The following is a 26,360-nucleotide window of genomic DNA, read 5'->3' as shown; positions in this document are numbered from 1 at the left end:
AGGGCCTTAAAAAAGGCCCTTATTTTATTTTTCAAATTGTACTAAATTCTCACAAGTAACAGACTCATTCGAAAGAAGAAGTCTATTTGTTTTAAGAGTGAGAGAACTTAGCTCGCCTGCCGATGATTTCGTTGCAAGAATTTCAAATGGTGTCTTAAGACCAAAATTCATCGTCGAAGTTTTAAACTTTGCTTCTAATTGATCACCACTAATTTCTAGATCATCAGAGCTAAATTTTGTCTTGTCGTTATCAAAAAGCCAAAGACACATCGTAGAGCCACTTCCACAATACGACCCTTCAAAGTCAGAACCAAGAACTGAATCTTGATCTTCTACATCAATTTCAAACATAATACTTCCTGTCTGGTACTCTTTTAGAAGTACACGACAGTTCGCATCTGTCCCTTGAACTTTTCCATCAAAGTAAAGTGTTTCACCTTGAAGAGTATTTAAGAAAGACCCTACTTCAGCAACAAGACCAGCTTGTGTTTGAAATGTTAGACCTAATAAAACACTTAATAACATTTTTTTCATATTAATCTTCCGGTTCTTAATTAAAACATTGCATACAAGACATGTGGTAACGTTGGATTCCTCCGTAGAGTTGGAATTCATTTTTATCCTCGTTATAACGAAGAGTGTTCGTATAACGAAGGGAGTTTGGTGCATGATTGATGATCTTCGTCTTTCCAGATGAATAGCCCATCTCTTTGCAAAGGGCCGTAGCAGTCTCCTGATTACCTTCAACTTGAAATTTCGATAAAAACCCTAAACTTCCACCCATACGTTCTCTGTTAACTCCTGTCGTCTCATCAGTTGCACAGTAAACATGTGCTCCCTTATCCGCAGAAATAACACCTGTTCTATCAGCAAGTTCTACTTCCAAAGTAATATCAGAAGAAGTTTCGAGGTCAATGGCAATAACTTCAATTGTTGACTCACTAGCGATAGATAAAACTGAAGTACACAAAAGAAAAAGCGATAATGTTTTTTTCATAACACCATCCTCCTATGAATGATTAATAATATTTCTAAAGAGATATTGTAGTATCACAAAAAGTTTCACATTATTTTAATTTTATGGAGGTGTGTAATTATTGAAGGGTTTTGTTTATGAATCTCTAAATTCAAAGTAATACTGGACAGGTCTTTAAGCCCTTCATTGAAGGGCTTAAGAGGTTATTAATATATTAGTCGATAATAAATCCGTCAGCGCAATCAGGCCATCCACTTTCACTATTAGAACAACCAATTCGTTTAGATGCGTGAGGATCACTCTTTGAGCTAGACCAACAATCATAAGTTAATGTTGGGGCCGTATTATGAAAGTTAAAATAAGTGCATACTTTATCTGACGAAAAACAAACAGTTCTCATTTCATTTAATTGATTCGATTCAATAAAAGTCTCACGACAATTAAAATCAGCGAAAGATTGCATACACAAAAGTAAAAAAAGAATTGAAGTTGAAAATTTCATAGAGCCTCTCATCAGAAATAGATAGTGATGAGAGACTATAGAATGACTTTGAACTAATTATCAATATAATTTAAAGATAAGTTTATGGATAAAAACTAATAATATATAACATTCATTAAAAGACTTTAAGAAAAAAAATCAAGATCTACTGCATCTTACTAATTTCGCTAAGCAGACTTCTATAACTAAGTTGTTCCTTATAAGTAATTCTATGATTTAAAACATTCATATTTGTTAGATAATCCTCTTGTTCATAAAGAAGATCACTTAGAGTAAGGCGATAATTATCTTCTCTAATACTTTTACCATCGATATGAATACTTAACACACCATTAAAATTATCACGAAAGAAAACGACTTTATCCTCGTATTCAAACGTTTTCAATTCGCCATCAATAACTTCACCGTAAGTATTATATTCTCTTGTATCCTCTTCAAACTCGAGATCTTGAACATTCAAATCGATAACAACGTCTCGCCCATCTAAATTGAATTCAATTCGTTTTTCTTCGACTTTGAAATTAACTTTACTATTTCTCTTTAAAATTAACGGAGAAATAAAATCATAAATAGAAGTAACAAGTGTTTTCTCTTTACAGTCAATATTAAGTGCTACTGTTACTTCATTTTCATCTAGTAAAAATATTGGCAAGAGATGTTGATAAGACTTATTATAATTTTCTAAATCAATTACCTGATAACGACACATGGAAATTTGATTATTATTTATAGCGAGACACTCTTCCAACTCTTTTTGTAAGTACTCTTTCTCTCGAATGGATCGTTTTTCAACACTAGCACATCTAAGATTAATTTGATTATTCTCAAATTCCGAGGCCGTAGTTACGAAAGGCACTATAAAAGCGAGGCCAATAAAAAAATATTTCATTTTTAATTCCTATTGTTTCAAGTAATAACAGATCATGCTCTCTTGAGTTTGTTGATCGCCAAGATAATATTTTAACTTTTTGTGCTTTTGAAAATATTTAAACTCTCTAACCAATCTTGAAAAAGAACCACAGGGAAGTGTCATTGATCCAATTCCCTTAGTTTCAGTCAACTTTAATTTATCCGTACTCAACTGCGCTCTATAGCAAGATTTTTCTAATAATTCTTGATTAAGAGATACTTGATAATGACTCTCTTCGATATCTCTTATTAGAATACCTGTATGATCAACGCTTGTTGTGACTTGATGATTATCTACATGAATATCTAATTGAATTGGACAAGATTCATCCCCACTTGAAAGAGAGTAAGAACCTTCTAATTGCTTCACTCGTGTCAAAGTCGACTGTGAAGCTATCGAAGAAAGCGAAATTAAACTGGCCAATAAAGTGATTACTTTCATGAGATCTCCAAAAAGGAATTAGTTCTTTGTATATTCAGAGCAATTTTTAAAATTGATCTTTACATGCGCGGCGTATTTAAATCCACCAAAGCTAAGGTAGCTATTAGTTCCATGAAAAAGCTCTAGAGTCTTTTCATCTTTGTCATACTTCACTCTCCAAGCATCATCAGGCTCTTGGTTAGGGTCTTTGCCATATTCTTTTAATTTCACAACACCTGAATCACGAGTAAAGAACTCTTTATTTTCTTTCATAGATACTTGTGATGAAGAGAGCGTAGCGCTAACACCTTGTCTCTTATGAGTGATCGAAGCAGAATACTTTAGTGTGTGAGGATCATAACTGATTCCATCTTCACGAATACAAACTTTCGCCGTATTGACGTAGTCATTAAAATCTTCAGTACTTGAATAATATGTATTCACATCACTTGATACAACTTCATGACATTCAATGAGTTTTGTTCCTGACTCGGCGGATTCAAATAATGAATCACAATTTCCAACTTTAGGATCTCTTGTCGTTAAAGCAGAGCAAGAAAAACCTTCACCGTCACTTTGAAATGATGAAGATAGAAACTCACCATCATAAGCTTTAATTTCTACAACAGGCTTACCATCACTCATTTCTTTAGAAATGTAATCACTTCCACTTTTCACCATATTATAGAAGTGAAATGGAAGACGACTTCCGACTTGACGAGGCATACTACCAGCAAAGGAAGCGACAAAACCTTGCATTTGATCGTTATTATTATAATCAATATCTCTTAAAGAGATGCGACAACTTTTGCCTTCATTATCACCAAAAAGGATAACTCTCTCTTTAGCAATAGCAGTTAAAGAACTACACATAAGCGCTGTTACAACGAGCGTATTGAAGATTCTATGATTCATATTTTCTCCAAAAATTAATTGATTGAACATCTAATTTCTTGATTTCCACCAAAACGATTTGTCTCCATGAAGAAACCATACCAAGTGTTTTGTTTTGCTTCAGTTTTTCGAGAAGCAATATATTGAATTGGTTTATTACCATCTAACTCAATCTCAACTCTATCTGTGAAACGAAAAGTAACATTGAGACGAGAATCAATCTGTTCAGATTGATAGATCAAGCGACCATCTAGCGTTTCTTTAGAAGAAACAATGGCACTATAGTGAGAAGTCTCAATAGAGATTTTTTCATTTTCAATTTTTAGAGCACAAGAGTTTCCCTCACGATCAAGACCAATGTAGGTTTTAGCCTGAACAGATATAAAAGAACTCAGAACAAGAGCAAAAAGAACAACTAGCTTTTTCATAAGGTGTCTCCTTTGAAATGTTATATATGAAATTTATTTCCTGGTATAATTGTTCAAGAATCACTTTTGAGATAGTTGAATAAAGAAATAAGTGAAAAAAATACAAGATCGAAATTATCTGTAAAACGCTTAAAACAAAGACTTTCGTTCAAATGTAAATATATATGGACAAAAAAAGGGCCTAACAAAGGCCCTATAGAGCTAATTCAATTGCATCATAGCGCTAGGACAGCTCTTTTTATCTGTCGCTAATACTTTTGTCGTTAGAAAGTCCATCGAACATAAAAAGGTCTTTTCATTCATCGCAAAGCAATCCATTTCACTAAAGACAACCTCTCCACAAATTCGAGATAAACCGTATTGATGAGAAAACTTCTCCCCTTGAAGATACAATTTTTCAAAGAGGGCCTCTAAAAAGAGACTTTCCATATTCTCTCTAGAAATTGAGAAACCACTGTTTTTTGGAAATGTTAAAGTCTCAGAAGACTTACGCCATGAGAAGTCATAATTAACAACTACCGACTGCATCGATGTGCGCATAGAATTAACAGTCATTCCAAGAAAATCTGGATGAAGGGCCGATTTTTTTCCGTCATTCTTTCTCTCTAGTTCTACAACTTCATCTTCTTTATTTGTATAAGATGTCGTCAGTATCGTGTTTTCTTTACTCAACTCTGTATTTAACTGATACCACGAAGACTTTAACTTCGAATTTGATTCGTGATAATCATAGATCTGAGAGAGTTCTTCGAAATTTTGCTCATACACAACTTTTGAAACCTTAGCAAAAGCTGGACCCGCCGATAGAAAGAGTAATCCAAATATAATTGATTTCATTTTACCTCCTGAATGTAAAAAATAATTTTCTATCACAAAGAAAATCAAATGAATTGAGCATAGGAAAGAAAGGGATAATATTACAAAACCAGAAAGTAAGAACTATAAAAACTGCAAATTTCCTTTAATTTTATAAATTCACATCGTTTATATGCTATTTGTGTTTAAAGTTAATTCATGGAGAAAATAATGAAAATCGAACTATTCACTATTGTAGCTCTTCTTACTTCATACAATGTGAGTGCAAATTTTGACTTCGACAAAGTAAAGTCAATGTTCAATAGCGGCGAGGCCATAACAACAATTGTCCAACTAAATGAGATAAAGGATAGGCCGTGGCCAGGACGTTGTTATCAACCAGAAGCTGTTAATGAAAAGCTAGGCACGATTCTCTATGTTAGCCAAAAAGACTTATACGCTAATTTTGAATTGCTAACAGTCATTTCAAACTATGAAACATATTTTGATTCAATGAGTGAATTTCAATTATTAAATTCTCATGCAACTTCTTTTAAAGATGTAATTATAGAAGAGGATCTCTATATTCCCTATGATGATGGTAAAAAGAATATCTTTCGTAAATCTGGTAAATACATAGTCTCGAGGCTTATTAATCACAATGACCAATTAAGATACTGTATCTATTTCAACTAAAACCTAAATATTCTAGTTGTGACAACGTTCATAGGCCCTCATACGGGCCCCGATCGTTCCCCCATCTTCTCGTCGAAACTTTTCCCAGTAAGAGTTCTTATTTTGATAGAGAAGTCCATTTGACTTGTATATGCCCTCTTTTCCTTTAAGAAGCTCGGCCATAATATCAAAACTACAGCGAATATTATTTCTATGATCGAGAAGATCTGAAACGCGACAATTCTTACCACGCCACTTTCTATCTTCAACATCTTTTTCCATCTGGAGAAGTCCTACAAGGCCACTATGGTCCATCCACCTCTGCTCTCCACACTTAGACTCATCCCACGCCATAGATGCGATTACCCAAACCCAAAAGTGCTCTTTTTCAAACTCATTAAATGTTGCCCAATTCGGACATACTGATGTCATCGCCAAAAGATCATCGCGATAAAAAAGAGAATCGACGCCTTCATCTCTGAGTCTTTCGACAACAAATTCACCCCACTGCCCATAATCACCATTTTCGTCGATAAAACGATGACAACGTCCCTCTGTTCCACCATACATAAAGAGTTTATTCGTCATGGCAAAGGGCTCAAAATGAAGATCTTCGCTTGCAGAAATAGAATAGGAAATGAGAAAAAATAGAAGACAAATTTTAACCATTAATGAATCTTTGTTAGTTGAAAACAAAGATGTTGATACAGGAAAAGGTAATACTAGAAAAGAAAAAGGGCCTAAGTATGGCCCTTTTAATATATTGAAAAATATTATTTAGTATGAATTTACTTAGTCTCTCTAGGTACAATATCAGTAATCTTTTGCATATATCGCGCAAAGGAATCAAGGCTTACATTATGAACCATCATAAGATGTGATCCCTCCCTTGCTGCCTGAGCAAGACTCATAGTATTATCTTTTTTATAAAGATCATAATCTTCAAACATACATTCAAAAAAATCATGCATCGATCTTGTTGCAATTTCATCTAAGTATGTCGCGTGATGAGAAGAAGGAATATAACTATAGAGTCCCTTTTGTGGAACACAATGCTGGATTTGTTTTTTTACAATATCTAAAGGACTTAATTTAGCAAATGCAGAGAATGAACTTAAGAAGATAACCGCAAATAATAGATTCTTCATGTGAAACTCCTTTAAAAGATTTGGTTGGTCTTTGAAAATAGTTAGCACAGAAAGGAATTTTGCAAATAAGATTTAATGAGAGAGAGAAGAATTTACAATAAATAAGGTTAAGGCCATATGGATGACCTTACCTATAAGAGATCAGCTAATTATTCTTTAACAAAACCAGTACACTCCATATCGCCTTTCGTTTTCTTTGGTTGAGGCAGACCCCAGCCAATACCAGAAAGAAGAGCGACTTTAGACTTATACTTAAGTGTAGAAAGGTCATTATTCGCATTAACTGTAAGCTTCAATGAAACATCAAGAATACTTAGCTTCCCACCACAAGAGGCTTCAAGCTCATTCCCATTGATTTCAACTTGAGCGACAGGAAGACCGTCCTCATCACCACATAGACCTGGGCCGTTGTTAACTGCTAAGAAGTCAGAAGTGAATACAGTGTAGCTACTTGTATAGACTTCATTATCTTCTGGAGAAGTGTATTCTACGAAATGCTCACCATCGTTTGTTTCAAAAACCTCAACTCGACATCCTTCTCTAGAAACATACATTCCACTATTCACGGTTAGAGCTAATGATGAAAATGAGCTAAGAAAAGTAAAACATAAGATAATTTTCTTCATATTAAACATACTATTAAAGACTTGTTGTAGATGAACAATTCATTCTTACAGTTCTATCACCAAGAACTAGTTGTGATGGTGTTTTGTAATTATCACCAAATAATACTGTCAATTCATTTTCGTTCTCATAACCAGCGTCATAAGTTATAACCATTCCACCTTCAATTTTCTTATATGATGTTTCAATAAGTGAGCCAGCATCGACAATGATGACTTTCTTTTTATCAAAATAAGTAGAAGCATTAAAAATAAGGATTGGTTTGATGTCGTGATTGTAACTCATTACTGATCTTATACATTTGTATTGAAGATCACCGATGATATCACTTGAAAATGAAGAGACTGACATCATTAAAATACAGGCCGCCATAATTTTTTTCATACACTATCCTTTGTTTGTATTGATTACCAACAAGATGCACAAAATATTTCACAAAAAGAAGTGTAAATAGATTCTTTGTAAAAATTATCCATAATTTATTGTATTTAGACTCTGTCTAAACTTTATACAGAACTGAAAAGCTTTCAATTTAGCTCCAACTTCTCTATTTCTGGGATAAAAAGTAGATATAAATAAATTTATATGGAGAGAAGATGAAGATTCTTGGACTTTTAGTATTCTTAATTATGAGTAATAGCGCTTCAGCAATCATTATACGTGGTGAATCGAGAACACAGGTTCATGATCCGAAAGATGCTAGGGCCAAGAAGGTTGGCCTACTTAAAATGTGGAATAATAATGATTCCCAATTCTCAACATGTACAGCTTCGATTATTTCAAAAAAGCATATCGTAACGGCAGCTCACTGTATCATTAATCATAAAACAGGAAAACGTTATGATAATGCTGTTTACTTTCCACGACATATAGATGCATCGACAAGGTCTCCAAGTAGAATATTTATTCAAGAAGGTCATGTTTTAAAGACCTATACAAAAGAATTGAGAAAAATGCTTTTTAATCCGAATACTACTCTTCGTAATATCAACGATACAATGATTCAAAATGATATCGCAATTTTAAGGGCCTATAGTGACTTTGAACAAGATGATGTTGGGGCTTTATACGGTTGGTATGGAACGAAATCGGCTCCAGATAGTTTGAAGAACGAAGAGTTGTTAGATATTTCAATTTCTTCTTATCCGGGAGATAAGAAAGATGGAACTTTATGGCACGAAAATTGTTACCTCAAGGGTTTTTACAATAATGTTGGGCTAACAAATTGTGATGTTTATCCAGGAGCAAGTGGATCGGCCATTACCATAAAACCTGAAGGAAAGAAGTATCGCCAAGTCATCGGTGTTCTTTCGGCTGAGTCAAAAACAGAAAATAAAGTGGCACTATTCACTGAAGAGATCACCAATGAAATTCTTAATATTATAAGAGGCGAAGAGCACAGAAACATCCTCTTTGAAAAAGTTAATTTTAAAACAAAAAAATCATTTCATATCTATGTCCAAAACAAATGTCATGAAGATATTAAAGTTGCCATCCGTATTCAAAAAGAAGATGAAACATGGGCCACTTATGAAAGATATAATATTTCAAAGGATGAGAGATCGACCGAAATAGCTTCTTCGGTAAATTCAATTTACTATTACTATGCAAAGTCTCAATCAAGCTCAATGTGGTGGGGAGATAATGTAGACGGAGTTAGAAAAAAAGCTTTTGGTGAATATCGTGATTTTTATAGAAAACAGATTAGCCGCTCTAATGAAAATGTTAGATGGGGTGATCATTACAGACAAGTAAGCTGTGACTAAATAAACTATGAATTTTAACGATCACCTAGTCCTCGCACCTATTCGAGGAGTAACCAATTACGTATATCGCAATGCCTTGGAGCAAACATTCTCTGGGGCAGATAGCGCCATCGCACCTTATATTGTGACGAAGGCTACAAATGAATTAAATAAGCGCCAGCTGCACGATGTTCTTCCTGAGAAAAACCTTCTTTCTACAACGGCTCAAATTCTTACAAAAGAAGTTGATCAATTCCTATATGTTGCCAACATCTATAAAGAACTAGGAGTTAAAAAGGTTAATTTAAACATGGGCTGTCCCTATCCGATGGTTGCAAATCGAACAAAAGGATCTGGCCTTCTTCTTCATCCTAAGAAAGTAAAAAATCTTCTTACTGGCATCAAAGAAAAATGTCCAATCGAATTCACTGTTAAGATTCGCCTTGGGCGTGAAGATGTTTCTGAGATAAAAAAGATCATTCCCATGATCAATGATTTAGACATAAAAGACTTTACCATTCACGCTCGCTACGGAAAGCAGATCTATGTTGGTGGTGTTGATCTCGATGCTTTCGAACAATGCTTAACTCTCTTAAATCATCCCCCTTGCTATAACGGTGATATAAACTCAGTAGAAGATATTATGGCCTATAAATCAAGGTTTCCCATGGTTAAACGCTGGATGGTTGGACGTGCAGGACTTTCAAATCCTGCCCTCATGGCGCAGATAAAAGGTCAAAAATTTAACGAGCAAACTTATCTTTCAAAATTCATTCAAATGCACAAACTCATAAGCCAAGAATATCTCTCGATGGAAAATGCTAAATCAGACTATCTACAAAAAATGCGTGGCCATTGGTTATATTTTAAAGACATTTTTGTGAACGAACATAAGGTCTACAAGAAAATTAAAAAGGCCAAGTCAATTGACCACTACAATGATGCTGTTGAATGGATTTTTGAACAAGACATTAATCCAGATTTCATAGACTAGAAAAAGTTCAAATTTTCAAGGCCAATGCTCTAGCCAAAGAGCTCCTTTCTTTCTCATTTCTTCATTGCGCTCAGGGTGCTCTGGATAGTAAATTTTATCATTTACGGGTTCACATTCACCGACACAGAGATAGTATACATAATCAGTACTTCTATTAATCATTGTATGAGCTACACCAGATCCGGCCTTAAAATCAATTGCAGTAAAAGGCTTCGTAATATACTCAATCCCATTTAAACTTGTTAAAGGGCTCCCCTCTAAAACAAAGACAAACTCTTCTTCTACAGAGTGTGCATGAGGCCAAGATGTTCTCTTCCCTACAGGGATTTGTTCTAACCAAATAGCAACACTCGTCATATTAAATCTGCGACTCAGGCAAACGCCGTTTGAAAAAGTTTCCTTATCGTTTGGATACGAAAAAGAACTGTTTGGAATATTTTCAAAGGCATTAATAGTCTCTATGTTGTTATCAATGAAAGATGAATCAAATTCTCCGGGCCATCCATCATGGCCTCTAAGTTCTTGCTCTGGCATATCTTTCCACCACTTTTTTCCACACTCCTTCTCTAAACTTGGATCAAGGTGAAAATGATATTGATTCTCTGACTTTGTTCGATCTCCTGAGACGAAGATCTCACAAGGCTCACTATAATTATTGATAAAGCAATGACCAACACCTGTGCCAGCAGGAAAGCCGATACAGTCTCCTTTAGTCATTTTTTTTATTTTACCATTCAACCAAAGATCAATTTCTCCAGAGATAACAAAGACAAATTCTTCTTCAAGACTCTCCGCATGGGGCTCAGAAGTTCTATAACCTGAAGGGATTTTAAAATAATGGGCAGCGATTTTCTTTAAACCAAAATGTTTTGAAAAATTTGCATTCTCTCCTCCAACCTTTAAGGATTCATTGAACCATTGCTCTTGGATATCACTTGTGCTCACAAAGTGATTGCTTGGACTTGAATGAGAGTTCTCTTTAATATTCAAAATTCACCTCTATATACAGATTATGCTGTTAAATTTTACAAGAATCGAGTCCTATCTACAATTGTTCATAGTCAAAAATAAGAACCTCTTTTAGTTTTGTAAAATATTAAAAAGGAGAAAAAGTTATGATTTTTTTTTACAGCATTACTGCTACTAGGATCTATTAGCTCATTTTCAAATGTAACAATGCTGGCAGAAAACGGAGAGGTTTTTGAAATTGGTGGATCGAAGGCTTTCACACATGATCCACAATGCCAAAATTGTGCTTCAAAAAGTGTCAAAAAGAAATTAGCAAAGAAATCGGCGGCCAATGAGGCCAAAAGAGTTTGCGCACATGTAGGAGCTCATTCAGTCGATATTCTTGATTATGATTTAGATGTGAACTACAAAAGCGGATGGTTACTCAATATAGGGGCACCAAGATCATACTACGCGGTTGCTACGGCCAAGTGCCAATTTTAATCATAACAAGATAGAAAAACAAAGGAAAAGGCCAATGACCTTTGTTATACCAAAGGCTACAACAATGCTATTAGATTAGATTTTAACAATTGCAGAAATAGAATTTTTGGTGGGAAAAAAGTAAAAGTTAGGTTTTATTGCCAATAAGTATTAACGAGATTGAATTCCAATAAAAAGGGCCATTATACTGGCCCTTTTGAATTATTTATAACTTTTATTAAATTCACAAGTAGTATAATTCAAACGAGCACATGTTCTACCACCCGCACGCCTAACGGTTTGTATCTTTTTTCTAATCAAATATTTGTAGATATCATTTGTTTCTTCTGCATACAAAATATTCAAGTAGTCCACCATCGTCATTTTACGATAACGAGTATCTTCAATAATCCAATTTGGATCAAGGCCAGCATCTAATAATGCTTGGATGTCATCTTGGTGTCCTTTATACAGAACAAAATAAATATATGATCTGCCATAACATTGAATGCTCGTGCCATACTTGAATAGAAACTCTTTTGTATCATTACTCTCTAACTTTTGAGCGTATTTTTTGAGAAATCCAAGTGTTGTCTTGCCACTGCCAGTGTTTAAAGTAATTTCGCACAAAACTTTCGTTTCATCATAATCTAATATTGAACCATTCTGTGCACTTACATATTCTGACTCGGAAGCATAAGTGTGAGGAGAAAAAAGAGTTATTAAAGAAATTAGAACGAATAATATTTTCTTCATAAAAATCCTTATAAAAATCAGCTTATATATATGATAAAGTTAACTCAAAAAGCCGTTTCGCCCTCAAACCCCTGTAAGAACATGTACACTTTACATGTAAAATCTTTAGACAGATCTACAAAAACTAATAACATTCAACTTCTTTAGTCGTCTTTTTAAATGGCGAATAAAATGGACGTGTCCATTCTTTGTAGTGAATTGACTTAAGTGTTAGATCATCTTTCTTTATAATTTTTAGAGTATAACCGACAATATCACCGGCCTCGTCTAAAATTCCTTTTTCGGCGTTATACTTCATGCCTGAGATTGAAAAATCAGCAATCCAATCAGTAACATACTTGTCCTGGAAAACATCACCTAAGCTAATTGTATAAGTCGTTTTTCCTTTCTTATCCGAATATAGCCTATCATCAATAACTTTCTTAATGACGATATCCGCGCAAGCGGAGTCTCCAGAAAGAGACTGATTAAAGTCTTGATCTTCAAAGAAGTAATTTCCTCTATTAAAAATCGCATCGCTATATTCTGGATTAGTTAAGGCAAAAGTGTTCGAAGCTAAAATTAAAGATGCTAAAAGAAATAGGTATTTTTTCATAGATTTCCCCGTTGTAAGTACAAAGAAAACTACATTTTTTTTATCGATCAATCTATAATATTGAACTTTTTTTAGGTTAATACCTTTCTAAAAAAAAGAAGGATTGAAATTCACTAATACAAATATCTAAGTATCACTTCGTTTTGCTACCATAAGAAGAAAATCAGATATTTCTCTTCTAGATCTTAGTCGATGAAAGTTTATGTGAGAGTACTCTATAGACTTCAATCTATCTTCGTTTCTTTTCTTATGAGGCCTATAAGTTTTAAATAACCACCTTACAATAGAGTCCTTAGAGAACATTCTTGAAAAAGATTCTTTGTTACCAGTACCTTCCCAAATCTCTTTTCTAAATAAGGCCCTATTAAAAGATCGCGATAAGTTTTGATAAAAAGTAAGCCACAAAGGAAGATCTATCCAAATAACAGTGTCTGCTTTAGGCCAATGAATATGATTCGTTCTATTGTAATTGCCGTCAATTATCCAAGAACTATCTTTTGTTGCCTCATCAATCTTTTTAAAAAATTGATCGTCAGGTGTCATTTCCCAATTAGGAAGCCAAAATAGCTCATCAAGCTGAATATACTTAAGCCCTAGAATATTTGATAATTTCTTACTAAATGTAGACTTACCACTACCGGTAACGCCGATAACGATTATTCTTTTCATATCAAAATCCTTCTAACTTTAAACTAAGGAGCTCCACAGTATCCAGGAACAGCTTGTTCTAGTGAAATAATTCTATAATCAAAGAAGGCCATGTCACCTTCAACTTTCTTTACTTCTAAAGCAAAAATTGTTTCTTCCCAAAATGAACGAAGTTTTATGTAATAAACTTCTCCAAGCTTATAATTGTAAATCCCCTGCCAAGAGTCTAAGTGCTTGCTGTGAATCAACTTTGACTCTTTAAAATTTTGTAGCGTGGCTTCTTCAAGCTTTCCTTCGAACTTATAATAACCTCCGCCTAGGTTACTTGATAGTGCAATCGAGTCCTTTGATATACTGAAATCAGTTGTGCAAATGAGATCTTTTTCAAAAAAATCCGCATAAGGATAAAATCTCTCATCTAACTTAGTTGAGGCTGATTTAATTCCAAATGAGTCAGTCACAACTTGATGAACAAATGGGTCATCAAATTTATCTTTTTTAAAAATTTTCCACTTAATTTTCACCCAACGTCCTTCTTCAGGTTCTATATCAAGAACCTCAAAGGCACTCCACGTTACACCCAAACCGGTTAAATAGCTCATGACAAGGTATGTGTGTCCAAGTTTAACAGGGGCCTTATCATGGAATATAGAATTTGGGATAGGAAAGCTATTCAAACTAACTTCATTCAACGGTGTCTTTCCAAAATCAATAACGGCACCACGATCTGACCATGAGCCCGCAAAGGAAAATTTGGATCTTCTTTCGTCCCCCCCATCAAAAAGGAGATCCCAAGCGTTGTAAGTAATAAATTGATTATCTCTTGTTCCGTAGTGAAAATTAAAAGTTGCAGGAGCATAATCTCCGGCCCAAAGGACCCTATCGTAGAGCGTGACAATCCCCTCAGTTCTTTTCGCCTCAACATCAAGGGTATAGTGATTCATATAATCGATATAACTTTGTAACTGCTTTTGAGGGATAACAGCAAGTCTTTTGAACGTTAGAACGGCCTTATTATTTTCATCAAGAGAATCGACTCGCATCTTCACGAGTAGATCCTCTTCTGGCCAGCGAATAGTTCTTATAAGGTAGACATGACCTTCTTTAAGAGTAATTCTATCTAAACTCTCAATTGGCCCTTTAGCCGTGAATGTCTCGTAGAGGCGATCTAATTTAACTTTTGATTTAGGAAGAGCAAGATACTCTCCTTGAATATTAATTTTATCGTAATCAGAAAGATTCAAACCAAGATCAATAATTTTTCCCGTATCGTAGCCTGCAATTCCTAACTGGAATTCATCACTGTCCCAGCTATTTCCGTACTCACCTAAAACACCATTCATATAATCCGAACAACTATTCCCGCCACAATCGTTACTAAAAGAAATATTGTGCTGGCTTTCAACCCCACTTAACAAACGATGATAAAGAGTCACTGTAATATCATGTGAGTCAGTAATTTTCACTCCACGGTACTTAAAAAAGATCATCTCTAAAATAGCCTTTGTCATCTGAGAATCATTTTTATCTGAAATGGCCTCGATCTTTACGATCTCTTTTGTAGGGGAAATAACGTAAAGATCATGAATCAAATTATCATCAGATACATACTTAAGTCCGTTCATACCGTTGATATCAATCTTTTTATATTCTCTTGAATTGTTATCATTTAAGTATCTTAAAATTTCATCACGAGACGATACTTGATTTGAACCAAAGTTTGCTAATCTTGCAGTAATTCGACTTTTGCCTGGAGAAACGATTTCTAATACGCCACTTTCAATCCTAGTCTTCCAATCTTTAGGTAATTGAAGATTTAAATTTGCTCCTGGAATATTGGTCACTCTAAAATTACCAACATCAACTCCACCTTCGCCTTCACCTGCAAATGTGATCATACTGACGATAAGATTTAATATTAAAACGAGAGTTCTCATTAGTGTTTCTCCACAGAGGTTAAAGGGAATAACTGTACATTCATTTGATATACTTCTTTTCCCTTTAACTCATTGCTTGTTAATTCATTTATTTCTTTTCTAAATTTTCTAATTTTTTCTTTTAATATAGGGATATCTTCAACAGATATAGATATGGTCGCACCATTAAACTCACGTAAATCACCATCAACCGTATCAAGACACTCACTAGCGATTTCATTCATTTGCTTATGATAGTTATAAACAGCGATGCTTCTAGTATCTTCAGCACTGCTGAGGGCACCATTTGACTGAACATAACCCTTTTCTTTATCCTCTTTGATCAAATTCAATTCCAACATCAAAGAGAGCGCCTTCTTAATATTGGTCACAGAAACTTTATTGTTTAACTTCTTTATGATCCAGTGAATATCATCTTTAAAGTACTGAGTTCCAATAAGTACATAAATAGCCACAGTGAACCAATTTGATAAAAACTCGAATGAACTATCTTCTAAAGACGTTGATGTATTTTTCTTAGATCTCAGATCAATTAATTTTTTGAAATAATTGGAGCGGCTTTCATTATCCTGTGCTTGATTAAAATAAACTAGAGTTTCAAAGTAAGAAGCCGTTTGATTATCCAGCGATAGCCCCTTAACAAACTTCGGCAAGGTCTTTGGAGAGAGATTTCTCGATCCATCTGCAACCATTTTAAAGTGCGAGGGACTTGATAAACCAGCTTTCAAAGAAAAGGCCCTATGACTAAAGCTTGAGTTTCTACTTTTCTGATAAGCATAGCAGTCTGTTAGAAACTCTCGATAGTTTAGATATGTTTCAATATTCGGTTGATTCATGCGTACACTTTTAGCATCACAAAACTAAGCTAGCAAGGTATTGACGTAGCCTTGCGGGATACAAAATCAGACACTTATAGCTTTTCGTAAGATAATTAAGTATCAAATCGTACACTTTTGTGTTCACTTCAAGCTTTCAGCACATTGCTTTCCCAAGTTTTTAAAAGCATATTCATCCTAAGAAGCAATCACAGAAAGGAGTGTGAATGAAGGCCCTAATAAAAAGTTTTGCTGTAGTTATGATCGTTATCAATCTTATTAGCTGTAACCAAGCTGACATTGAAGACAACCAACAAGTAGAAGGTAATATTTCAAATTCAACAATCGATCTTAAAGATCAAATTGACTTGATTAATTATTCTGTTTCTATTGATGAGAGAGTTGATTCATATGAAGAGCACAAGACACTCAAAGAAAAGCTCACTCAATTAGAGAATAGCATTCTCGCTCCTGCCCAAGAAGACTTAGATGAGTATAGTGACATCCTTTCTAAAGGTGATGTCAAAATCGTTAGATTACTTGCGACTGGCAGCCTGACTCAAATCAACGGTGGGGGTAATTACTATTCATTTGCCCTTAAAACCCATGAATACGGTAATGGATCAGACATATCACTAAGAGGAAATCAATTCCAAATTGGCTTCGCTGGAGCAGATTATGGATTCTTTACAGATTTAGGAGACATAGACATAACAGAAGTAAATGCTTCAACTCCAGGAGTCGAGTATTCGTATAACTACATCACTCCAACAGCAGAAGTCCAAGTAAGAAGTGAGTACAGACGCTTTGAAAATGGAGCTCATCATAGAGGTCATAAATATGGTTCTCGTATTAACGTAAGAAATGGCCACACATACACAGTAAGATCCATCACATACAGTGACTATGATATTCTTGTCGCTTTTAAAGTTGTGAGAATCGATGAAAGTGATAATAGCATCATTTTACTTTGGAGAATGCTAAAGAAATACAAGACACCTAATCTTCAGTAATTTAATTTCTATGTTGGCCCTCGATCTTGGGGGCTCATTCTCGTTTAAGTCGAATGACTAAAATAACCGACCTCAAGAAACTATCCTAATTTGTTGCGTATTGAGAAAATCCTCTACTTCTTAAGACCAAAGAATAACTTCAGAACCTAAAAGAACATGCTTCGCCCAACTATGGACGAACTCTCTACTTAAGTAAGAAGGTGTTGGAATCTCATTGAAGATTTTTGATACTTTATCCTATAGAATCTTTTTGCTTATTCAACTAGATCCGTTAGTGCTTGCCTAACCTCCTCACTATGAGTTGAGAATACTCCATTTTTTAAAGGTAATTTCTGTTTTAATAACTCAAGGGCTTCACTATATCTAGCGTCTAAATTGAGTGAGAGTCTTTCCGCATTTTTAACAAATGGAATGAGAATGTCTTCAGGATTATCCATTAAACCAAAATTATGAGAAAAAGGATACTCCATAAGCCCAATGACAGAATCCAAAATGAGATCTTTTTCACACTCTGTAAGCGAATCTTTCATAAGTAGCTTTGGAAAATCAAAAATTAACGAAAGCGCGTAAGCACTAGCATTAGTGAGGCCTTCATTCTTATACCCACCGTTAATTAACCATTCTAAGAACTCTGGTTTTTTAAAACCTGTTAGTCGATCTAGGAGAAATGTCTTACTCCAACCACTGCTATCAACGATTAAAATATATAGAAGTTCATCCCAGTTCTGATAATAGCGATTAATGTAAGGAATTGAATAGAAGGTAAATTCACTATGCATTCCAAGCATGGCAACATACTTCCCAACCAATTCATTACCTCCAAATAAATATCCTAAAACCATTCCAAGTTTTACAACTTCACGATCACGTCCCTTCTCCATTAAGATACGGGCCAACACTGATATCTTTTCTCTTTTGATCTCATCGAAACTCTCATGACTTTCAAAATGCTCTATTAATTCCATATAGAAAGTGATCACACGCATTTTATCCATGGCCAATTCAATTTCAGATAAGATTTTCAAATTTGTAGAGTCTAAGTAATTGTGAATTAAAGACAAAATATTTTGATACTTCTCTTGATCATATTCAAAATTACTATGTTTAATGTGATGATCGAACCCACCATACATGAAAGAAATCTCACTTGTGCCAAGATTATATTTTTCAGAATCTATCAACTTCCGATTAGATAAATTGTCACTTCCACCTATTGCAAGGTCTGCAAGTAAAGAGATCTCAAGGCCTATTAATTTTTTAAACTTTAAAAAAATATTATTCAATACAATACGCATGCTCTTAACCTTTTAGTAGAAGTATTACAAAATCAGATGTAATGACTTTTTTGTTGAATTCTAATCCGTATAATCCTTTATACGCCAGAGCATATTAGTTAGGTCAAATTGCCAGGCAGCCATTCTGATAATATTGTTTCCAATCATAATTGGAGAGCCTTCAAAGCCTTTTTTCATATTTTCAGGAAAATCAAAAGAAATAATAGAAATATTTTTTAATGTCTTATCTCCGACAATGAGTTCGCATAGTTCGTATCGATAACTTTCTATCGATTCACCACTATGCCCATCAGTTCCATCGTCTCTTTTTAAAATCTTAAAGAGTTCTGGATGCTTTTTGACATAAGAGAGATCAACGATTGTTGCTGTTGCACCTGTATCTAGAATAGTATTAAACTCCACTTCGTTAAGTTTAGTTCTAACTGTTAAATGTCCTTTTTTCATTCTACCTAGTTTTTGAGAAGTAGACTCATCAAGTTCCTGTACATAGTTTAGTTTACTATTTCTGTAATCTAGCTCAAATGGGACATCACCAATTAAATCCAGCCCAAATATATTACTCCTGCATCTCTCGATACGATGATTATTTAAATTAGTATTTCCAATTTCAAAATTCTTTATCTCGATTAAATCGCATTTAACTTTGACACCAGATGCACCAATAGAAAAATGAGTTTGATCACTTTCAATAGCAGGATATTGACTAGACCAATCATCAGTCTTTATGGAAGACTTATAGGCCCCCGTATCGAGTAATAGCTTTCTTTCTACCCCGTCTAAAACGACTTTTAAAAATGGTAAATATTCACCAGGCTCAACTTCCTCTACTTCAATATTTAAAGAGTTATTTTTTATCACTTTATTTTCTCCACAGTAGCACTTGATTAGTGAGAACAATCCTACAAGATCTCATCTTCGATTATTGTAATAGTGCTCCAAATAGATATTCTCAAAAATGAAAACGATGATACTAATTCTTTCTTAACATCTATCTTAATAGAAAATCTAAGATCATCAAGTAACCCTACGATAATATCAATCGAAAACCTCTTAACATTCATCGAGCGAAGTCTTGAAAGATCAGACTTATGATTCCAGAACTAGCCGGTCTATCTTTAGCCTCTTTCAAATGCCTGAACTACCCGATGTATATTCCGACCTAAAAAAACACTAAAAAAACAACAAATGACGCTCCTAATGGGCTTCTTCACGTTTACGTCTCTGAACCTATAGGTTCAGTTATCTTCATTTTAATTCACGATATTTCACTTTAATTCATAGAAAAAATCGTGAGAAATCGTGAGTATTGTAATAATAACGTATATCTTGAAAGTGAAAGTATGAAAAAAGTAAAATGGAACGAAAAGCGAAGGCATTTGTTAAGTCCTTGGGTAGCGAAGTAAAGAAAGATATTGGTGTTTTATTACTTCTATTACAAAGAGGTAAAATATTAGGTGCCCCTCAATCTAAACCCTTCAAGCAGATTCATAAAAATGCTTATGAACTAAGGGTAAAAGATAACAAAGGTGCCTACAGAGTAATCTATGTCCTATGTGTTGAGGGACACAGGTCTTAATACCTCACGCATTCATCAAGAAAACTCAAAAAACACCACAAAAAGAAATTAAATTATCTATCTCTAGGTTAAAGGAGCTTTTAGATGAGAATTAGTAAAGATGCAAAACAGTTGGCTGATGACTTAGGCCTAAGTGATATTGATGCTTATATGATGGATTTAAAGGCCAAGCTTTACGATAAATGTGCTGAGCTTATCTCTGAAAGTGAACTTACTCATGAACAAATTGCAAAGATGGTAGGAACTTCTAGGGCCAGAATAAATAGAATTTCCAACATGGGTGAAAACTCTATTTCTATGGAGCTTCTTATTAAAATATCTACCCTACTCGCAAATAAAGCACCTCTTAAACTAGCTATTTAAGAGGAGAGGAACGACAATGGCCTCAAGTAAGAAAATTAAAACAGAACACTCTGGCGCTAAAAATGGTCGTGGCTACTGAGCTGCTCTTCCCACATTAGTTCATCACTATCAAGATAAGTAATGTTTTCACCTATTTCAATATTTTTTGATATTCCTCTACGAATTGCTCTCTGTAATTTATCATCTTGGTCGAGATACTCAACACTTCCTTCCTTGAAATATCCATTATCAACAAGAGCTAACATTCATTTTTCAAATTTCTTTTGTATCCCCTAAACTCCTCTCTACCAGCATGCAATGGAACAACATCTATAATTTCACCAATTCCTGCACAATTACAAATTATATTCTTTCCAATATATTCCGTATGATCTGACATTAAATCCCCTTAGTATAAATGAGCTTACAACCCCCATCCAAAAGGGGACGCAAGAAATAAACCTACAACTCTGATTTGAGGCTTATAGTATAATTTTTGAATGAAACTTTACGATTGGTTTGACAGGTTAAATGATTATAAGGGCTTGAGTGATTAAGTTCTTAGAATGCTGACTTTAATGCACTCTCTAAGCACTTCTTGTCAAAGTTTAAATGAAAGTCAAGAGAAACACCACTATTGATAGACTTCTTTAGGGTATTGGCTCCTTTAATAGGATTCGTATCATATTTAGCACCAACAGCGTAGCTTGCTTGCCTATTCGCCATTGTTAGCAAAATATCTTTTAGCCTTAATTGATGACCTTTTTGCTCAACACCTGACTGCGATTTTATTTCTACAGGTTCTTCTAAAACTTCTTCAAGCATGGCCCAGTCTTCTGACTTTAGATTTAAAAATGGCTTCTGCCTAAGCTCTTTCTTTTTACGCATTTTATCCCAACTGCTATAAAATACATTCACCCCACATGTTCCTCCAAAGATAATTTGGGCACCAGTAAATAGTTCCTGAGTTCTCTGTCTTTGCTCTAGCTCTATCGTATGATCTAATTCATTTGGCTTATTTCCAACAGCGGCATGATAACCAAGCCCAGCTAATATTGTACCCGTCCCCCAAAAACACGCCTTCGTACCAAGACCTGGCTCTTTGTGCTTTGCTCTAATTCTCTTTTGCTCTGATTTTAAATTCCTAAGTTCTAGCAGTAAATTTTCCTTATCAGTCTTGTTTAGATTTTTTAATTTTTCTTCAAAGTTTAAAGTAACGAAAGACTTAAAGTCATCAATAACTTTCAAGGCTCTTTCTTGTTCTTTAATATTAGTTGCTCCCTTATTTAGGAGAATATCGAGACCTATTCTCTGTTCATAAGAAAGTTTTTTTCTATATTCAGAAAAAATATTATTCATTTTATGAGAGGAGATAAAATCCTTCCATGCTTTTGAAATACCAGGATAACTATTTGGTTTATTTCCTTCTATTTTTTGAGCAATCTTTACTGATATTTTCTCTATTCTCTCCCGATCAAGATTTGGGACAAAAGAAAGTCGTGAAATACTCTTTTGAATTTCAGAGTTTTCTCTAAGGCTAGTACTTAAATCCATTAACAATTGAACATTCTTTCGATTCTTACTAAGATTTGCGATAGACTTAACATAGTTAGCAAAGTCTTTACCATGGACAATGAAATCGGCCATACAAAAATAAGCGATTCCAAGACCTGTTAACATATCTGCAGCATCCATGGTATCCGCCCATGCCTCATCTAATTTTTTTTCAATATAACTATTTCGTATCGAAAAGAATAAATCTCTTGTTCCTACATACGTTCCAATGGCAATAAGGCATGCTTGAGCACTTGGAGGAGTTATGTTCTTTAGGCGCATGTCATTTTTTATCGCCAAAAGATTTTGTTCAATACGACTAAGCGTTTCGGGATTGCTCCTCACCTCTGTTCTAAGTTGCTTAAGATACTTAATCATATCAAATTTATTTTGACTTAATTCTTCAATAAAAACTTGAGCAGATTTCTTATCACCCTCTTTTAACATTTTAACAAGGGCCTTAAATTCTTTTGGATCTTTAGATTCTGTAAGTTGAGTAAATAACTTGTGATCATTATTTTTGATTGAAGAATTCATAATTTTAAGTAGTTTCGCTTCACCACCTTTTAGGTCATTGATAACCGAGAGAATCTGATTACTCTTATTTTTTCCACCTATCATCTGCTCTTCACCATAGGAGTTCATCATCTTATTTTCAGTTCTCGATATAATATTTGTAGGAGTAGTTTTTTTAAGGTCTTTCACATTAGGACGTTCACCATTTTGAAACCTTTCATATGCATTTTCTAATGCATCTTCCATTATTTTATAATCTCTCTGATCCATCTCGAGTTTATCATTTAACTTACCCGTTGATTTTAGATAAAAGTACTGAGGAATTTTAGAAAAACAAGTTGCCGATATGGCTCCCGCACCTAAATAAACAAACTTATCCCTATTTCTTCTCAGCCAATCATCTTCATAATTATCGAAGATAGTTTTCTTTGGACCAATCGCAGCTAGGTGACCTTGGATTAACATAGTTCCACCAATTGCTCCAAAGCAAAATTTAGTCGATGTAGGGATATCAAATTCTTTGAGATGCTTTAAATTATTTTCTCTAAAAATCCTTAGCTCTTTTTTTAAGTCTTCATAACTCCCCTCTCCATTACGAACGAGATGCTTTACAAAGTCATCTTCCATACTTTTGTATAAATCTTGCCAACTTTTAAGAAATTTTACCTTGTTACTAGGTAGCTTTAAGCTAGGATTATCTTGTAAAGCTTTGAGAAGACCAAGATCTGCTTTAGTTAAAGAGCTTGCATATTTTTTAAACAGAGCCTCTATCCTCTTACTTGTCATAAATTTTTGAAATTTTTGTCCCACTGAATTTGATGGAAGCTTTATCGATTCTCTTTCAACATTTTCAAGCGCAAGCATAAGAACTTTTTGTTTTTCCTTCTCACTAAGAGCTTTTATACTAGCTTGCTTTTTTCGCTCCTTTACTCTTTTAGGATCTTGATTAAATTCCTTTACAATGCTTTTTAATGTCTTGATATTAGCTCGACTACGATTAAAATTTGATACATCCTGAATTAGCTCTTTATAATTATTCATCCTTGAAGCTATATCTAAAATGCATATCAATGGTGTTCCATACTCCATTAAGGTCGTTGCAATATTCATTTTGTACACAAATTCCTTGTCTTCTTGGCTACCTTGAGGGAAAAATGCGCGTGATGAGTATGCTAAATCTCTTGTGGAAAAATAAGACCCAAGAAATAAAAGACAATGGTTTGGTGTTATTCCAGTTAAACTTCCAGGTCTAAGCTTCGCCTTGATTTCGCTTAGTGATTGCTGTGCCCTTTTTTGAAAGTCAGGATTCCTTTCTGATGCATTAATGATTGCTTCAATAATTTTCTTATTCGTCGGAAGATTTCGATTAAACTCCTCTAAGCTTTTAGCAAGAAGTTCAGGCGATTCACCATTGTTTAAAAGTTTAATCAAATTATCGTATTTATATTCAGGATTAGAGGCCGCAAGTTCTTTGAAGCTATTACTATTAGCATCTAGTATTTCTTTTGCTAAGAATGCTGCTCTGTCCACCACCTCTTTTTCAGCAAAAGAGTACAGAGAGAAAGCAAAGAATGTAAATAACCAAATAGTTAGCTTTTTCATTGAGAGCACTCCCTCACTGATCGAAGAGCAATTTTAATCGGATCATCAAAATTATTACCTCCCCTTAATTTCAGTTCATCAAAGAAACGTCCTCTCGTCTCCTTCGTTGCATGCCCAATAATAGAAATAAACTTAGAAATATTCTCCGCTCCATAAAGCTTCATTAGAGTTTTAAACTCTTGAATTAACTCTTTATCACCTAAAATTATATTAATAGTGTCAGTCATCTTATTTAATACCATGACTTTTTCTTTAGCCGGAGAATTCAATGTGTCACTTTTGTAGCGAGCTCCTTTTAGGATACTGTAGAGTCCTGCAAGATCAAGCGCTGTAAACCCTAAGGTTAGAGCAAGAGTGAATTTAGCTTCATTAAATTCCTGTAAGGCATCTTTACTTTCGATTATAGAAGCTTTATCTCCAAGTCCAGAAAGAAAAGCTTGCTCAGTCACGGCCATTCTCAATTTCGCCTGAGCAAGCTCTTTAGCGTAGTAGGTTGATTCAACACTACCAACAACTGCACCTGTAACAGTAACTGCAGAGCCTATCGTTTTAAATAACGCAGTAGTTGCAAGTGTTCTCGCAACTAAAACTCCTCCAACAGCAACAAGTCCTGTCACCATCAGTGCTCCACCTACGATAATCCCTCCCCAAAAAAAGGTCTCATCCCAAAACTCATCAGATTCATCATTATCTTCAATATCAATAATCAGGTCACAAATACTTTGGGCATACTCAGGATGATTAGCAAGTAGCTGTCCAACGGCTGCTGGATTTGTCTTTATCAGTCTTTTAATATCTCTTTTACGTTTATCTATATCACCGATCATGCCAGAATCAAGACCATCTAAAGGATTATTAATCGTACTTTGATGGACAGGATCATTTGAGCGGTCTTGCTCATACTCTCTTTTACGCTCTAGCCTATTTAACTTTTGAGCCTGAAGCTTCATTTGTGCCAAAGCATCATTTAAACCATCAGCAATGTCCGCCTCTTTTACACTCGGGTGCTTTTCAAACCAATAAGTCGTTTTATTTTTATCATGATCAGAATTTTCAAATTCGTCTTGATTTTTTGCCTTAAGTGCTCCAACTTTCTTTTTCAAGGACTCACTCATTAAAAGTGTTCCAATCCCAGAAGTTACTTCTTCTACATAGGTATCTTGGTAGTTCTCATAAGCTTTATTGGCCCTGTCATCATAAACAGGATCACTACTATCGTAGAGAAAATTATTAAACCAGCCCTGATCTGTACGAGGCTTTATATCAACAATCTTTTCATTAATTTTATTAATTTTTTTATTTAACTCTTTTGCAGCATCAAGATGATTGAAAGCTTTTAAATCACTATGTTTTCTTAGCTCGTCATTGGCGATTCTAAGGTATTTTTCTCTCTCTTCATCAGTACAGACGTCTGCATGAACAGAACTTCGACAAAGAGAATTAACTGCTTCCTTTGGATCTAACTTATCATCGAAATTTCTCTGCATAAAAATATATGAGCGAACAATATTTCCAAAAGATTCTTGATGAAGATCTTTCTGTACATTATTTAATTCAATAGACTTGGCCAACCCTTGCATCTGCCTTGAAAAATCAGTAAGACTCTTAAACTTCGTTAAGTTCTCACGACAATCAATTTCAACAGGGTCTATACGCTGGGCAGAGTTTAAAATTCTTAAATAGAGATTTCGCCTAGAGTCTTTCTTCTCTTGGCACTCCATAAAGACACGCTGAATTTCTAAAAGATTTAAAACTTTATTCTGTTTCTCCAGAAGCAGTTGCCCCTTTGGGGTTTTCAACACGTCTCTATTTTCAGGATTTGAAATGAAGTCCTGCGCGACTTCGGCCAATAGGCGCTGCTCCAAGAAAGAATTTTCACTATACGTCGGCACATCATATAAATTCAATAGTTTGCTAATTGTCATAGCGTACGAATTCATTGAAAAAATCAAAATCAATATGAAGGTTAAAAACCTATAAACCGAAGTTTTGCTTCTAAATGCCATCCTTGACCTTTTCGGTCAGACTTCGCATTTTATTTAGACGTTATTCTCTTTTTATTTTGTATAAATGCCTAAAATTATGAAGCTTCTACTATACTTGAAACTTATATATTTAGAAAAAAGGGAGCGGAATGCTCCCTTTAAAGTTATTTAACCAAAGTATCAA

The 26,360-nt window shown here is 34.5% G+C and carries 32 protein-coding genes; 8 read left to right on the top strand and 24 right to left on the bottom strand.

Annotated features, from left to right (window positions below; all coding sequences use genetic code 11):
• Positions 1-24: 24 nt before the first annotated feature.
• The 8 genes from HBN50_RS03470 to HBN50_RS03435 form a co-directional block, all read right to left on the bottom strand.
• Positions 25-534 (bottom strand): hypothetical protein, encoded by a 510-nt coding sequence (locus tag HBN50_RS03470; RefSeq protein ID WP_273867963.1) that lies wholly within the window; start codon positions 532-534, stop codon positions 25-27.
• A 16-nt stretch (positions 535-550) separates the two neighbouring features.
• Positions 551-997 carry a hypothetical protein gene (locus HBN50_RS03465; protein WP_273867962.1) on the bottom strand — a complete coding sequence of 149 codons (447 nt, stop codon included), beginning with the start codon at positions 995-997 and terminating at the stop codon, positions 551-553.
• A gap of 193 nt (positions 998-1,190) precedes the next feature.
• Entirely contained in the window at positions 1,191-1,478 is a 288-nt protein-coding gene (locus tag HBN50_RS03460) for a hypothetical protein (RefSeq protein ID WP_273867961.1), read from the bottom strand.
• A 145-nt stretch (positions 1,479-1,623) separates the two neighbouring features.
• On the bottom strand, positions 1,624-2,367 hold the full coding sequence (locus HBN50_RS03455) for a hypothetical protein (RefSeq protein ID WP_273867959.1): 744 nt from the start codon (positions 2,365-2,367) through the stop codon (positions 1,624-1,626).
• Between the two features lie 9 nt (positions 2,368-2,376).
• The gene (locus HBN50_RS03450; protein WP_273867957.1) at positions 2,377-2,829 is read right to left on the bottom strand and encodes a hypothetical protein; all 453 of its coding nucleotides are present in this window, start codon (positions 2,827-2,829) and stop codon (positions 2,377-2,379) included.
• A gap of 18 nt (positions 2,830-2,847) precedes the next feature.
• Positions 2,848-3,723: a hypothetical protein gene (locus tag HBN50_RS03445; protein ID WP_273867955.1), complete on the bottom strand. Its 876-nt coding sequence runs from the start codon at positions 3,721-3,723 to the stop codon at positions 2,848-2,850.
• A 14-nt stretch (positions 3,724-3,737) separates the two neighbouring features.
• Positions 3,738-4,130 (bottom strand): hypothetical protein, encoded by a 393-nt coding sequence (locus HBN50_RS03440; protein WP_273867954.1) that lies wholly within the window; start codon positions 4,128-4,130, stop codon positions 3,738-3,740.
• Between the two features lie 201 nt (positions 4,131-4,331).
• The gene (locus HBN50_RS03435; protein ID WP_273867952.1) at positions 4,332-4,967 is read right to left on the bottom strand and encodes a hypothetical protein; all 636 of its coding nucleotides are present in this window, start codon (positions 4,965-4,967) and stop codon (positions 4,332-4,334) included.
• A 189-nt stretch (positions 4,968-5,156) separates the two neighbouring features.
• Between HBN50_RS03435 and HBN50_RS03430 the strand changes: the two genes are divergently transcribed.
• The gene (locus tag HBN50_RS03430) at positions 5,157-5,621 is read left to right on the top strand and encodes a hypothetical protein (protein WP_273867951.1); all 465 of its coding nucleotides are present in this window, start codon (positions 5,157-5,159) and stop codon (positions 5,619-5,621) included.
• A 12-nt stretch (positions 5,622-5,633) separates the two neighbouring features.
• Here HBN50_RS03430 and HBN50_RS03425 read toward each other — a convergent pair whose 3' ends face one another.
• The 4 genes from HBN50_RS03425 to HBN50_RS03410 form a co-directional block, all read right to left on the bottom strand.
• Entirely contained in the window at positions 5,634-6,269 is a 636-nt protein-coding gene (locus tag HBN50_RS03425) for a hypothetical protein (RefSeq protein ID WP_273867950.1), read from the bottom strand.
• 119 nt (positions 6,270-6,388) lie between these two features.
• The gene (locus HBN50_RS03420; RefSeq protein ID WP_273867948.1) at positions 6,389-6,748 is read right to left on the bottom strand and encodes a hypothetical protein; all 360 of its coding nucleotides are present in this window, start codon (positions 6,746-6,748) and stop codon (positions 6,389-6,391) included.
• Between the two features lie 149 nt (positions 6,749-6,897).
• Positions 6,898-7,374, bottom strand: a complete 477-nt coding sequence (locus tag HBN50_RS03415) for a hypothetical protein (RefSeq protein ID WP_273867947.1) — start codon at positions 7,372-7,374, stop codon at positions 6,898-6,900.
• 13 nt (positions 7,375-7,387) lie between these two features.
• The gene (locus tag HBN50_RS03410; RefSeq protein ID WP_273867946.1) at positions 7,388-7,756 is read right to left on the bottom strand and encodes a hypothetical protein; all 369 of its coding nucleotides are present in this window, start codon (positions 7,754-7,756) and stop codon (positions 7,388-7,390) included.
• 212 nt (positions 7,757-7,968) lie between these two features.
• Between HBN50_RS03410 and HBN50_RS03405 the strand changes: the two genes are divergently transcribed.
• Positions 7,969-9,138 (top strand): trypsin-like serine peptidase, encoded by a 1,170-nt coding sequence (locus tag HBN50_RS03405; RefSeq protein ID WP_273867944.1) that lies wholly within the window; start codon positions 7,969-7,971, stop codon positions 9,136-9,138.
• A gap of 7 nt (positions 9,139-9,145) precedes the next feature.
• The gene (locus tag HBN50_RS03400) at positions 9,146-10,111 is read left to right on the top strand and encodes a tRNA-dihydrouridine synthase family protein (RefSeq protein WP_273867942.1); all 966 of its coding nucleotides are present in this window, start codon (positions 9,146-9,148) and stop codon (positions 10,109-10,111) included.
• Between the two features lie 15 nt (positions 10,112-10,126).
• Here HBN50_RS03400 and HBN50_RS03395 read toward each other — a convergent pair whose 3' ends face one another.
• Complete coding sequence (locus HBN50_RS03395; protein ID WP_273867941.1) at positions 10,127-11,101, bottom strand: cupin domain-containing protein; 975 nt, start codon at positions 11,099-11,101, stop codon at positions 10,127-10,129.
• Positions 11,102-11,287: 186 nt separating this feature from the next.
• Between HBN50_RS03395 and HBN50_RS03390 the strand changes: the two genes are divergently transcribed.
• Positions 11,288-11,563: a hypothetical protein gene (locus tag HBN50_RS03390; protein ID WP_273867940.1), complete on the top strand. Its 276-nt coding sequence runs from the start codon at positions 11,288-11,290 to the stop codon at positions 11,561-11,563.
• Positions 11,564-11,764: 201 nt separating this feature from the next.
• Here HBN50_RS03390 and HBN50_RS03385 read toward each other — a convergent pair whose 3' ends face one another.
• The 5 genes from HBN50_RS03385 to HBN50_RS03365 form a co-directional block, all read right to left on the bottom strand.
• Positions 11,765-12,298: a hypothetical protein gene (locus HBN50_RS03385; protein ID WP_273867938.1), complete on the bottom strand. Its 534-nt coding sequence runs from the start codon at positions 12,296-12,298 to the stop codon at positions 11,765-11,767.
• A 124-nt stretch (positions 12,299-12,422) separates the two neighbouring features.
• Positions 12,423-12,893, bottom strand: coding sequence for a hypothetical protein (locus tag HBN50_RS03380; protein ID WP_273867936.1), 471 nt, complete (start codon positions 12,891-12,893; stop codon positions 12,423-12,425).
• Positions 12,894-13,019: 126 nt separating this feature from the next.
• Complete coding sequence (locus HBN50_RS03375) at positions 13,020-13,562, bottom strand: hypothetical protein (RefSeq protein ID WP_273867935.1); 543 nt, start codon at positions 13,560-13,562, stop codon at positions 13,020-13,022.
• Positions 13,563-13,585: 23 nt separating this feature from the next.
• A complete protein-coding gene (locus HBN50_RS03370; protein WP_273867933.1) occupies positions 13,586-15,478 on the bottom strand; it encodes a hypothetical protein in 1,893 nt (630 codons plus the stop codon).
• Entirely contained in the window at positions 15,478-16,314 is an 837-nt protein-coding gene (locus tag HBN50_RS03365) for a TIGR02147 family protein (protein WP_273867931.1), read from the bottom strand. Before HBN50_RS03365 ends, HBN50_RS03370 begins: the two co-directional genes overlap by 1 nt.
• A gap of 206 nt (positions 16,315-16,520) precedes the next feature.
• Here HBN50_RS03365 and HBN50_RS03360 point away from each other — a divergent pair, with 206 nt between their 5' ends.
• Complete coding sequence (locus HBN50_RS03360; protein WP_273867930.1) at positions 16,521-17,306, top strand: hypothetical protein; 786 nt, start codon at positions 16,521-16,523, stop codon at positions 17,304-17,306.
• 254 nt (positions 17,307-17,560) lie between these two features.
• On the opposite strand, the gene HBN50_RS03355 is transcribed toward HBN50_RS03360, so the two are convergent.
• Together HBN50_RS03355 and HBN50_RS03350 are read right to left on the bottom strand one after the other, a co-directional pair.
• On the bottom strand, positions 17,561-18,601 hold the full coding sequence (locus HBN50_RS03355) for a hypothetical protein (protein ID WP_273867929.1): 1,041 nt from the start codon (positions 18,599-18,601) through the stop codon (positions 17,561-17,563).
• Positions 18,602-18,661: 60 nt separating this feature from the next.
• Entirely contained in the window at positions 18,662-19,459 is a 798-nt protein-coding gene (locus HBN50_RS03350) for an aspartyl protease family protein (RefSeq protein ID WP_273867927.1), read from the bottom strand.
• A 496-nt stretch (positions 19,460-19,955) separates the two neighbouring features.
• Between HBN50_RS03350 and HBN50_RS03345 the strand changes: the two genes are divergently transcribed.
• Genes HBN50_RS03345 through HBN50_RS03340 form a run of 3 tightly spaced genes read left to right on the top strand, consistent with a single transcriptional unit; the run spans position 19,956 to position 20,540 of the window.
• Positions 19,956-20,177: a type II toxin-antitoxin system RelE/ParE family toxin gene (locus HBN50_RS03345; RefSeq protein WP_273867926.1), complete on the top strand. Its 222-nt coding sequence runs from the start codon at positions 19,956-19,958 to the stop codon at positions 20,175-20,177.
• A complete protein-coding gene (locus HBN50_RS17590; protein ID WP_443135162.1) occupies positions 20,177-20,272 on the top strand; it encodes a hypothetical protein in 96 nt (31 codons plus the stop codon). Before HBN50_RS03345 ends, HBN50_RS17590 begins: the two co-directional genes overlap by 1 nt.
• A complete protein-coding gene (locus HBN50_RS03340) occupies positions 20,262-20,540 on the top strand; it encodes a helix-turn-helix domain-containing protein (protein WP_273867925.1) in 279 nt (92 codons plus the stop codon). The genes HBN50_RS17590 and HBN50_RS03340 overlap by 11 nt, the downstream gene beginning before the upstream one ends.
• Before the next feature lie 56 nt (positions 20,541-20,596).
• On the opposite strand, the gene HBN50_RS03335 is transcribed toward HBN50_RS03340, so the two are convergent.
• From HBN50_RS03335 to HBN50_RS03320, 4 genes are all read right to left on the bottom strand, one after another.
• Positions 20,597-20,785, bottom strand: coding sequence for a hypothetical protein (locus HBN50_RS03335; protein ID WP_273867923.1), 189 nt, complete (start codon positions 20,783-20,785; stop codon positions 20,597-20,599).
• A complete protein-coding gene (locus tag HBN50_RS03330; RefSeq protein ID WP_273867921.1) occupies positions 20,779-20,919 on the bottom strand; it encodes a hypothetical protein in 141 nt (46 codons plus the stop codon). Before HBN50_RS03330 ends, HBN50_RS03335 begins: the two co-directional genes overlap by 7 nt.
• Positions 20,920-21,080: 161 nt before the next feature.
• Complete coding sequence (locus tag HBN50_RS03325; protein ID WP_273867920.1) at positions 21,081-24,191, bottom strand: hypothetical protein; 3,111 nt, start codon at positions 24,189-24,191, stop codon at positions 21,081-21,083.
• Positions 24,188-26,131, bottom strand: coding sequence for a hypothetical protein (locus HBN50_RS03320; protein WP_273867918.1), 1,944 nt, complete (start codon positions 26,129-26,131; stop codon positions 24,188-24,190). Before HBN50_RS03320 ends, HBN50_RS03325 begins: the two co-directional genes overlap by 4 nt.
• Between the last annotated feature and the right edge of the window lie 229 nt (positions 26,132-26,360).

The organism is Halobacteriovorax sp. GB3 (assembly GCF_028649655.1).
Taxonomy (GTDB): Bacteria; Bdellovibrionota; Bacteriovoracia; order Bacteriovoracales; family Bacteriovoracaceae; genus BSW11-IV.
The sequence above is the reverse complement of the archived record's forward strand: the minus strand, read 5'-3'. Positions and strand labels throughout refer to the sequence as shown.

Bases quoted from the DNA above. Each gene is read 5' to 3' on its own strand.
- HBN50_RS03470 (WP_273867963.1), bottom strand. From the start codon at position 534: ATGAAAAAAATGTTATTAAGTGTTTTATTAGGTCTAACATTTCAAACA.
- HBN50_RS03465 (WP_273867962.1), bottom strand. From the start codon at position 997: ATGAAAAAAACATTATCGCTTTTTCTTTTGTGTACTTCAGTTTTATCT.
- HBN50_RS03460 (WP_273867961.1), bottom strand. From the start codon at position 1,478: ATGAAATTTTCAACTTCAATTCTTTTTTTACTTTTGTGTATGCAATCT.
- HBN50_RS03455 (WP_273867959.1), bottom strand. From the start codon at position 2,367: ATGAAATATTTTTTTATTGGCCTCGCTTTTATAGTGCCTTTCGTAACT.
- HBN50_RS03450 (WP_273867957.1), bottom strand. From the start codon at position 2,829: ATGAAAGTAATCACTTTATTGGCCAGTTTAATTTCGCTTTCTTCGATA.
- HBN50_RS03445 (WP_273867955.1), bottom strand. From the start codon at position 3,723: ATGAATCATAGAATCTTCAATACGCTCGTTGTAACAGCGCTTATGTGT.
- HBN50_RS03440 (WP_273867954.1), bottom strand. From the start codon at position 4,130: ATGAAAAAGCTAGTTGTTCTTTTTGCTCTTGTTCTGAGTTCTTTTATA.
- HBN50_RS03435 (WP_273867952.1), bottom strand. From the start codon at position 4,967: ATGAAATCAATTATATTTGGATTACTCTTTCTATCGGCGGGTCCAGCT.
- HBN50_RS03430 (WP_273867951.1), top strand. From the start codon at position 5,157: ATGAAAATCGAACTATTCACTATTGTAGCTCTTCTTACTTCATACAAT.
- HBN50_RS03425 (WP_273867950.1), bottom strand. From the start codon at position 6,269: ATGGTTAAAATTTGTCTTCTATTTTTTCTCATTTCCTATTCTATTTCT.
- HBN50_RS03420 (WP_273867948.1), bottom strand. From the start codon at position 6,748: ATGAAGAATCTATTATTTGCGGTTATCTTCTTAAGTTCATTCTCTGCA.
- HBN50_RS03415 (WP_273867947.1), bottom strand. From the start codon at position 7,374: ATGAAGAAAATTATCTTATGTTTTACTTTTCTTAGCTCATTTTCATCA.
- HBN50_RS03410 (WP_273867946.1), bottom strand. From the start codon at position 7,756: ATGAAAAAAATTATGGCGGCCTGTATTTTAATGATGTCAGTCTCTTCA.
- HBN50_RS03405 (WP_273867944.1), top strand. From the start codon at position 7,969: ATGAAGATTCTTGGACTTTTAGTATTCTTAATTATGAGTAATAGCGCT.
- HBN50_RS03400 (WP_273867942.1), top strand. From the start codon at position 9,146: ATGAATTTTAACGATCACCTAGTCCTCGCACCTATTCGAGGAGTAACC.
- HBN50_RS03390 (WP_273867940.1), top strand. From the start codon at position 11,288: ATGCTGGCAGAAAACGGAGAGGTTTTTGAAATTGGTGGATCGAAGGCT.
- HBN50_RS03385 (WP_273867938.1), bottom strand. From the start codon at position 12,298: ATGAAGAAAATATTATTCGTTCTAATTTCTTTAATAACTCTTTTTTCT.
- HBN50_RS03380 (WP_273867936.1), bottom strand. From the start codon at position 12,893: ATGAAAAAATACCTATTTCTTTTAGCATCTTTAATTTTAGCTTCGAAC.
- HBN50_RS03375 (WP_273867935.1), bottom strand. From the start codon at position 13,562: ATGAAAAGAATAATCGTTATCGGCGTTACCGGTAGTGGTAAGTCTACA.
- HBN50_RS03370 (WP_273867933.1), bottom strand. From the start codon at position 15,478: ATGAGAACTCTCGTTTTAATATTAAATCTTATCGTCAGTATGATCACA.
- HBN50_RS03365 (WP_273867931.1), bottom strand. From the start codon at position 16,314: ATGAATCAACCGAATATTGAAACATATCTAAACTATCGAGAGTTTCTA.
- HBN50_RS03360 (WP_273867930.1), top strand. From the start codon at position 16,521: ATGAAGGCCCTAATAAAAAGTTTTGCTGTAGTTATGATCGTTATCAAT.
- HBN50_RS03355 (WP_273867929.1), bottom strand. From the start codon at position 18,601: ATGCGTATTGTATTGAATAATATTTTTTTAAAGTTTAAAAAATTAATA.
- HBN50_RS03345 (WP_273867926.1), top strand. From the start codon at position 19,956: ATGGAACGAAAAGCGAAGGCATTTGTTAAGTCCTTGGGTAGCGAAGTA.
- HBN50_RS03340 (WP_273867925.1), top strand. From the start codon at position 20,262: ATGAGAATTAGTAAAGATGCAAAACAGTTGGCTGATGACTTAGGCCTA.
- HBN50_RS03335 (WP_273867923.1), bottom strand. From the start codon at position 20,785: ATGTTAGCTCTTGTTGATAATGGATATTTCAAGGAAGGAAGTGTTGAG.
- HBN50_RS03330 (WP_273867921.1), bottom strand. From the start codon at position 20,919: ATGTCAGATCATACGGAATATATTGGAAAGAATATAATTTGTAATTGT.
- HBN50_RS03325 (WP_273867920.1), bottom strand. From the start codon at position 24,191: ATGAAAAAGCTAACTATTTGGTTATTTACATTCTTTGCTTTCTCTCTG.
- HBN50_RS03320 (WP_273867918.1), bottom strand. From the start codon at position 26,131: ATGAATTCGTACGCTATGACAATTAGCAAACTATTGAATTTATATGAT.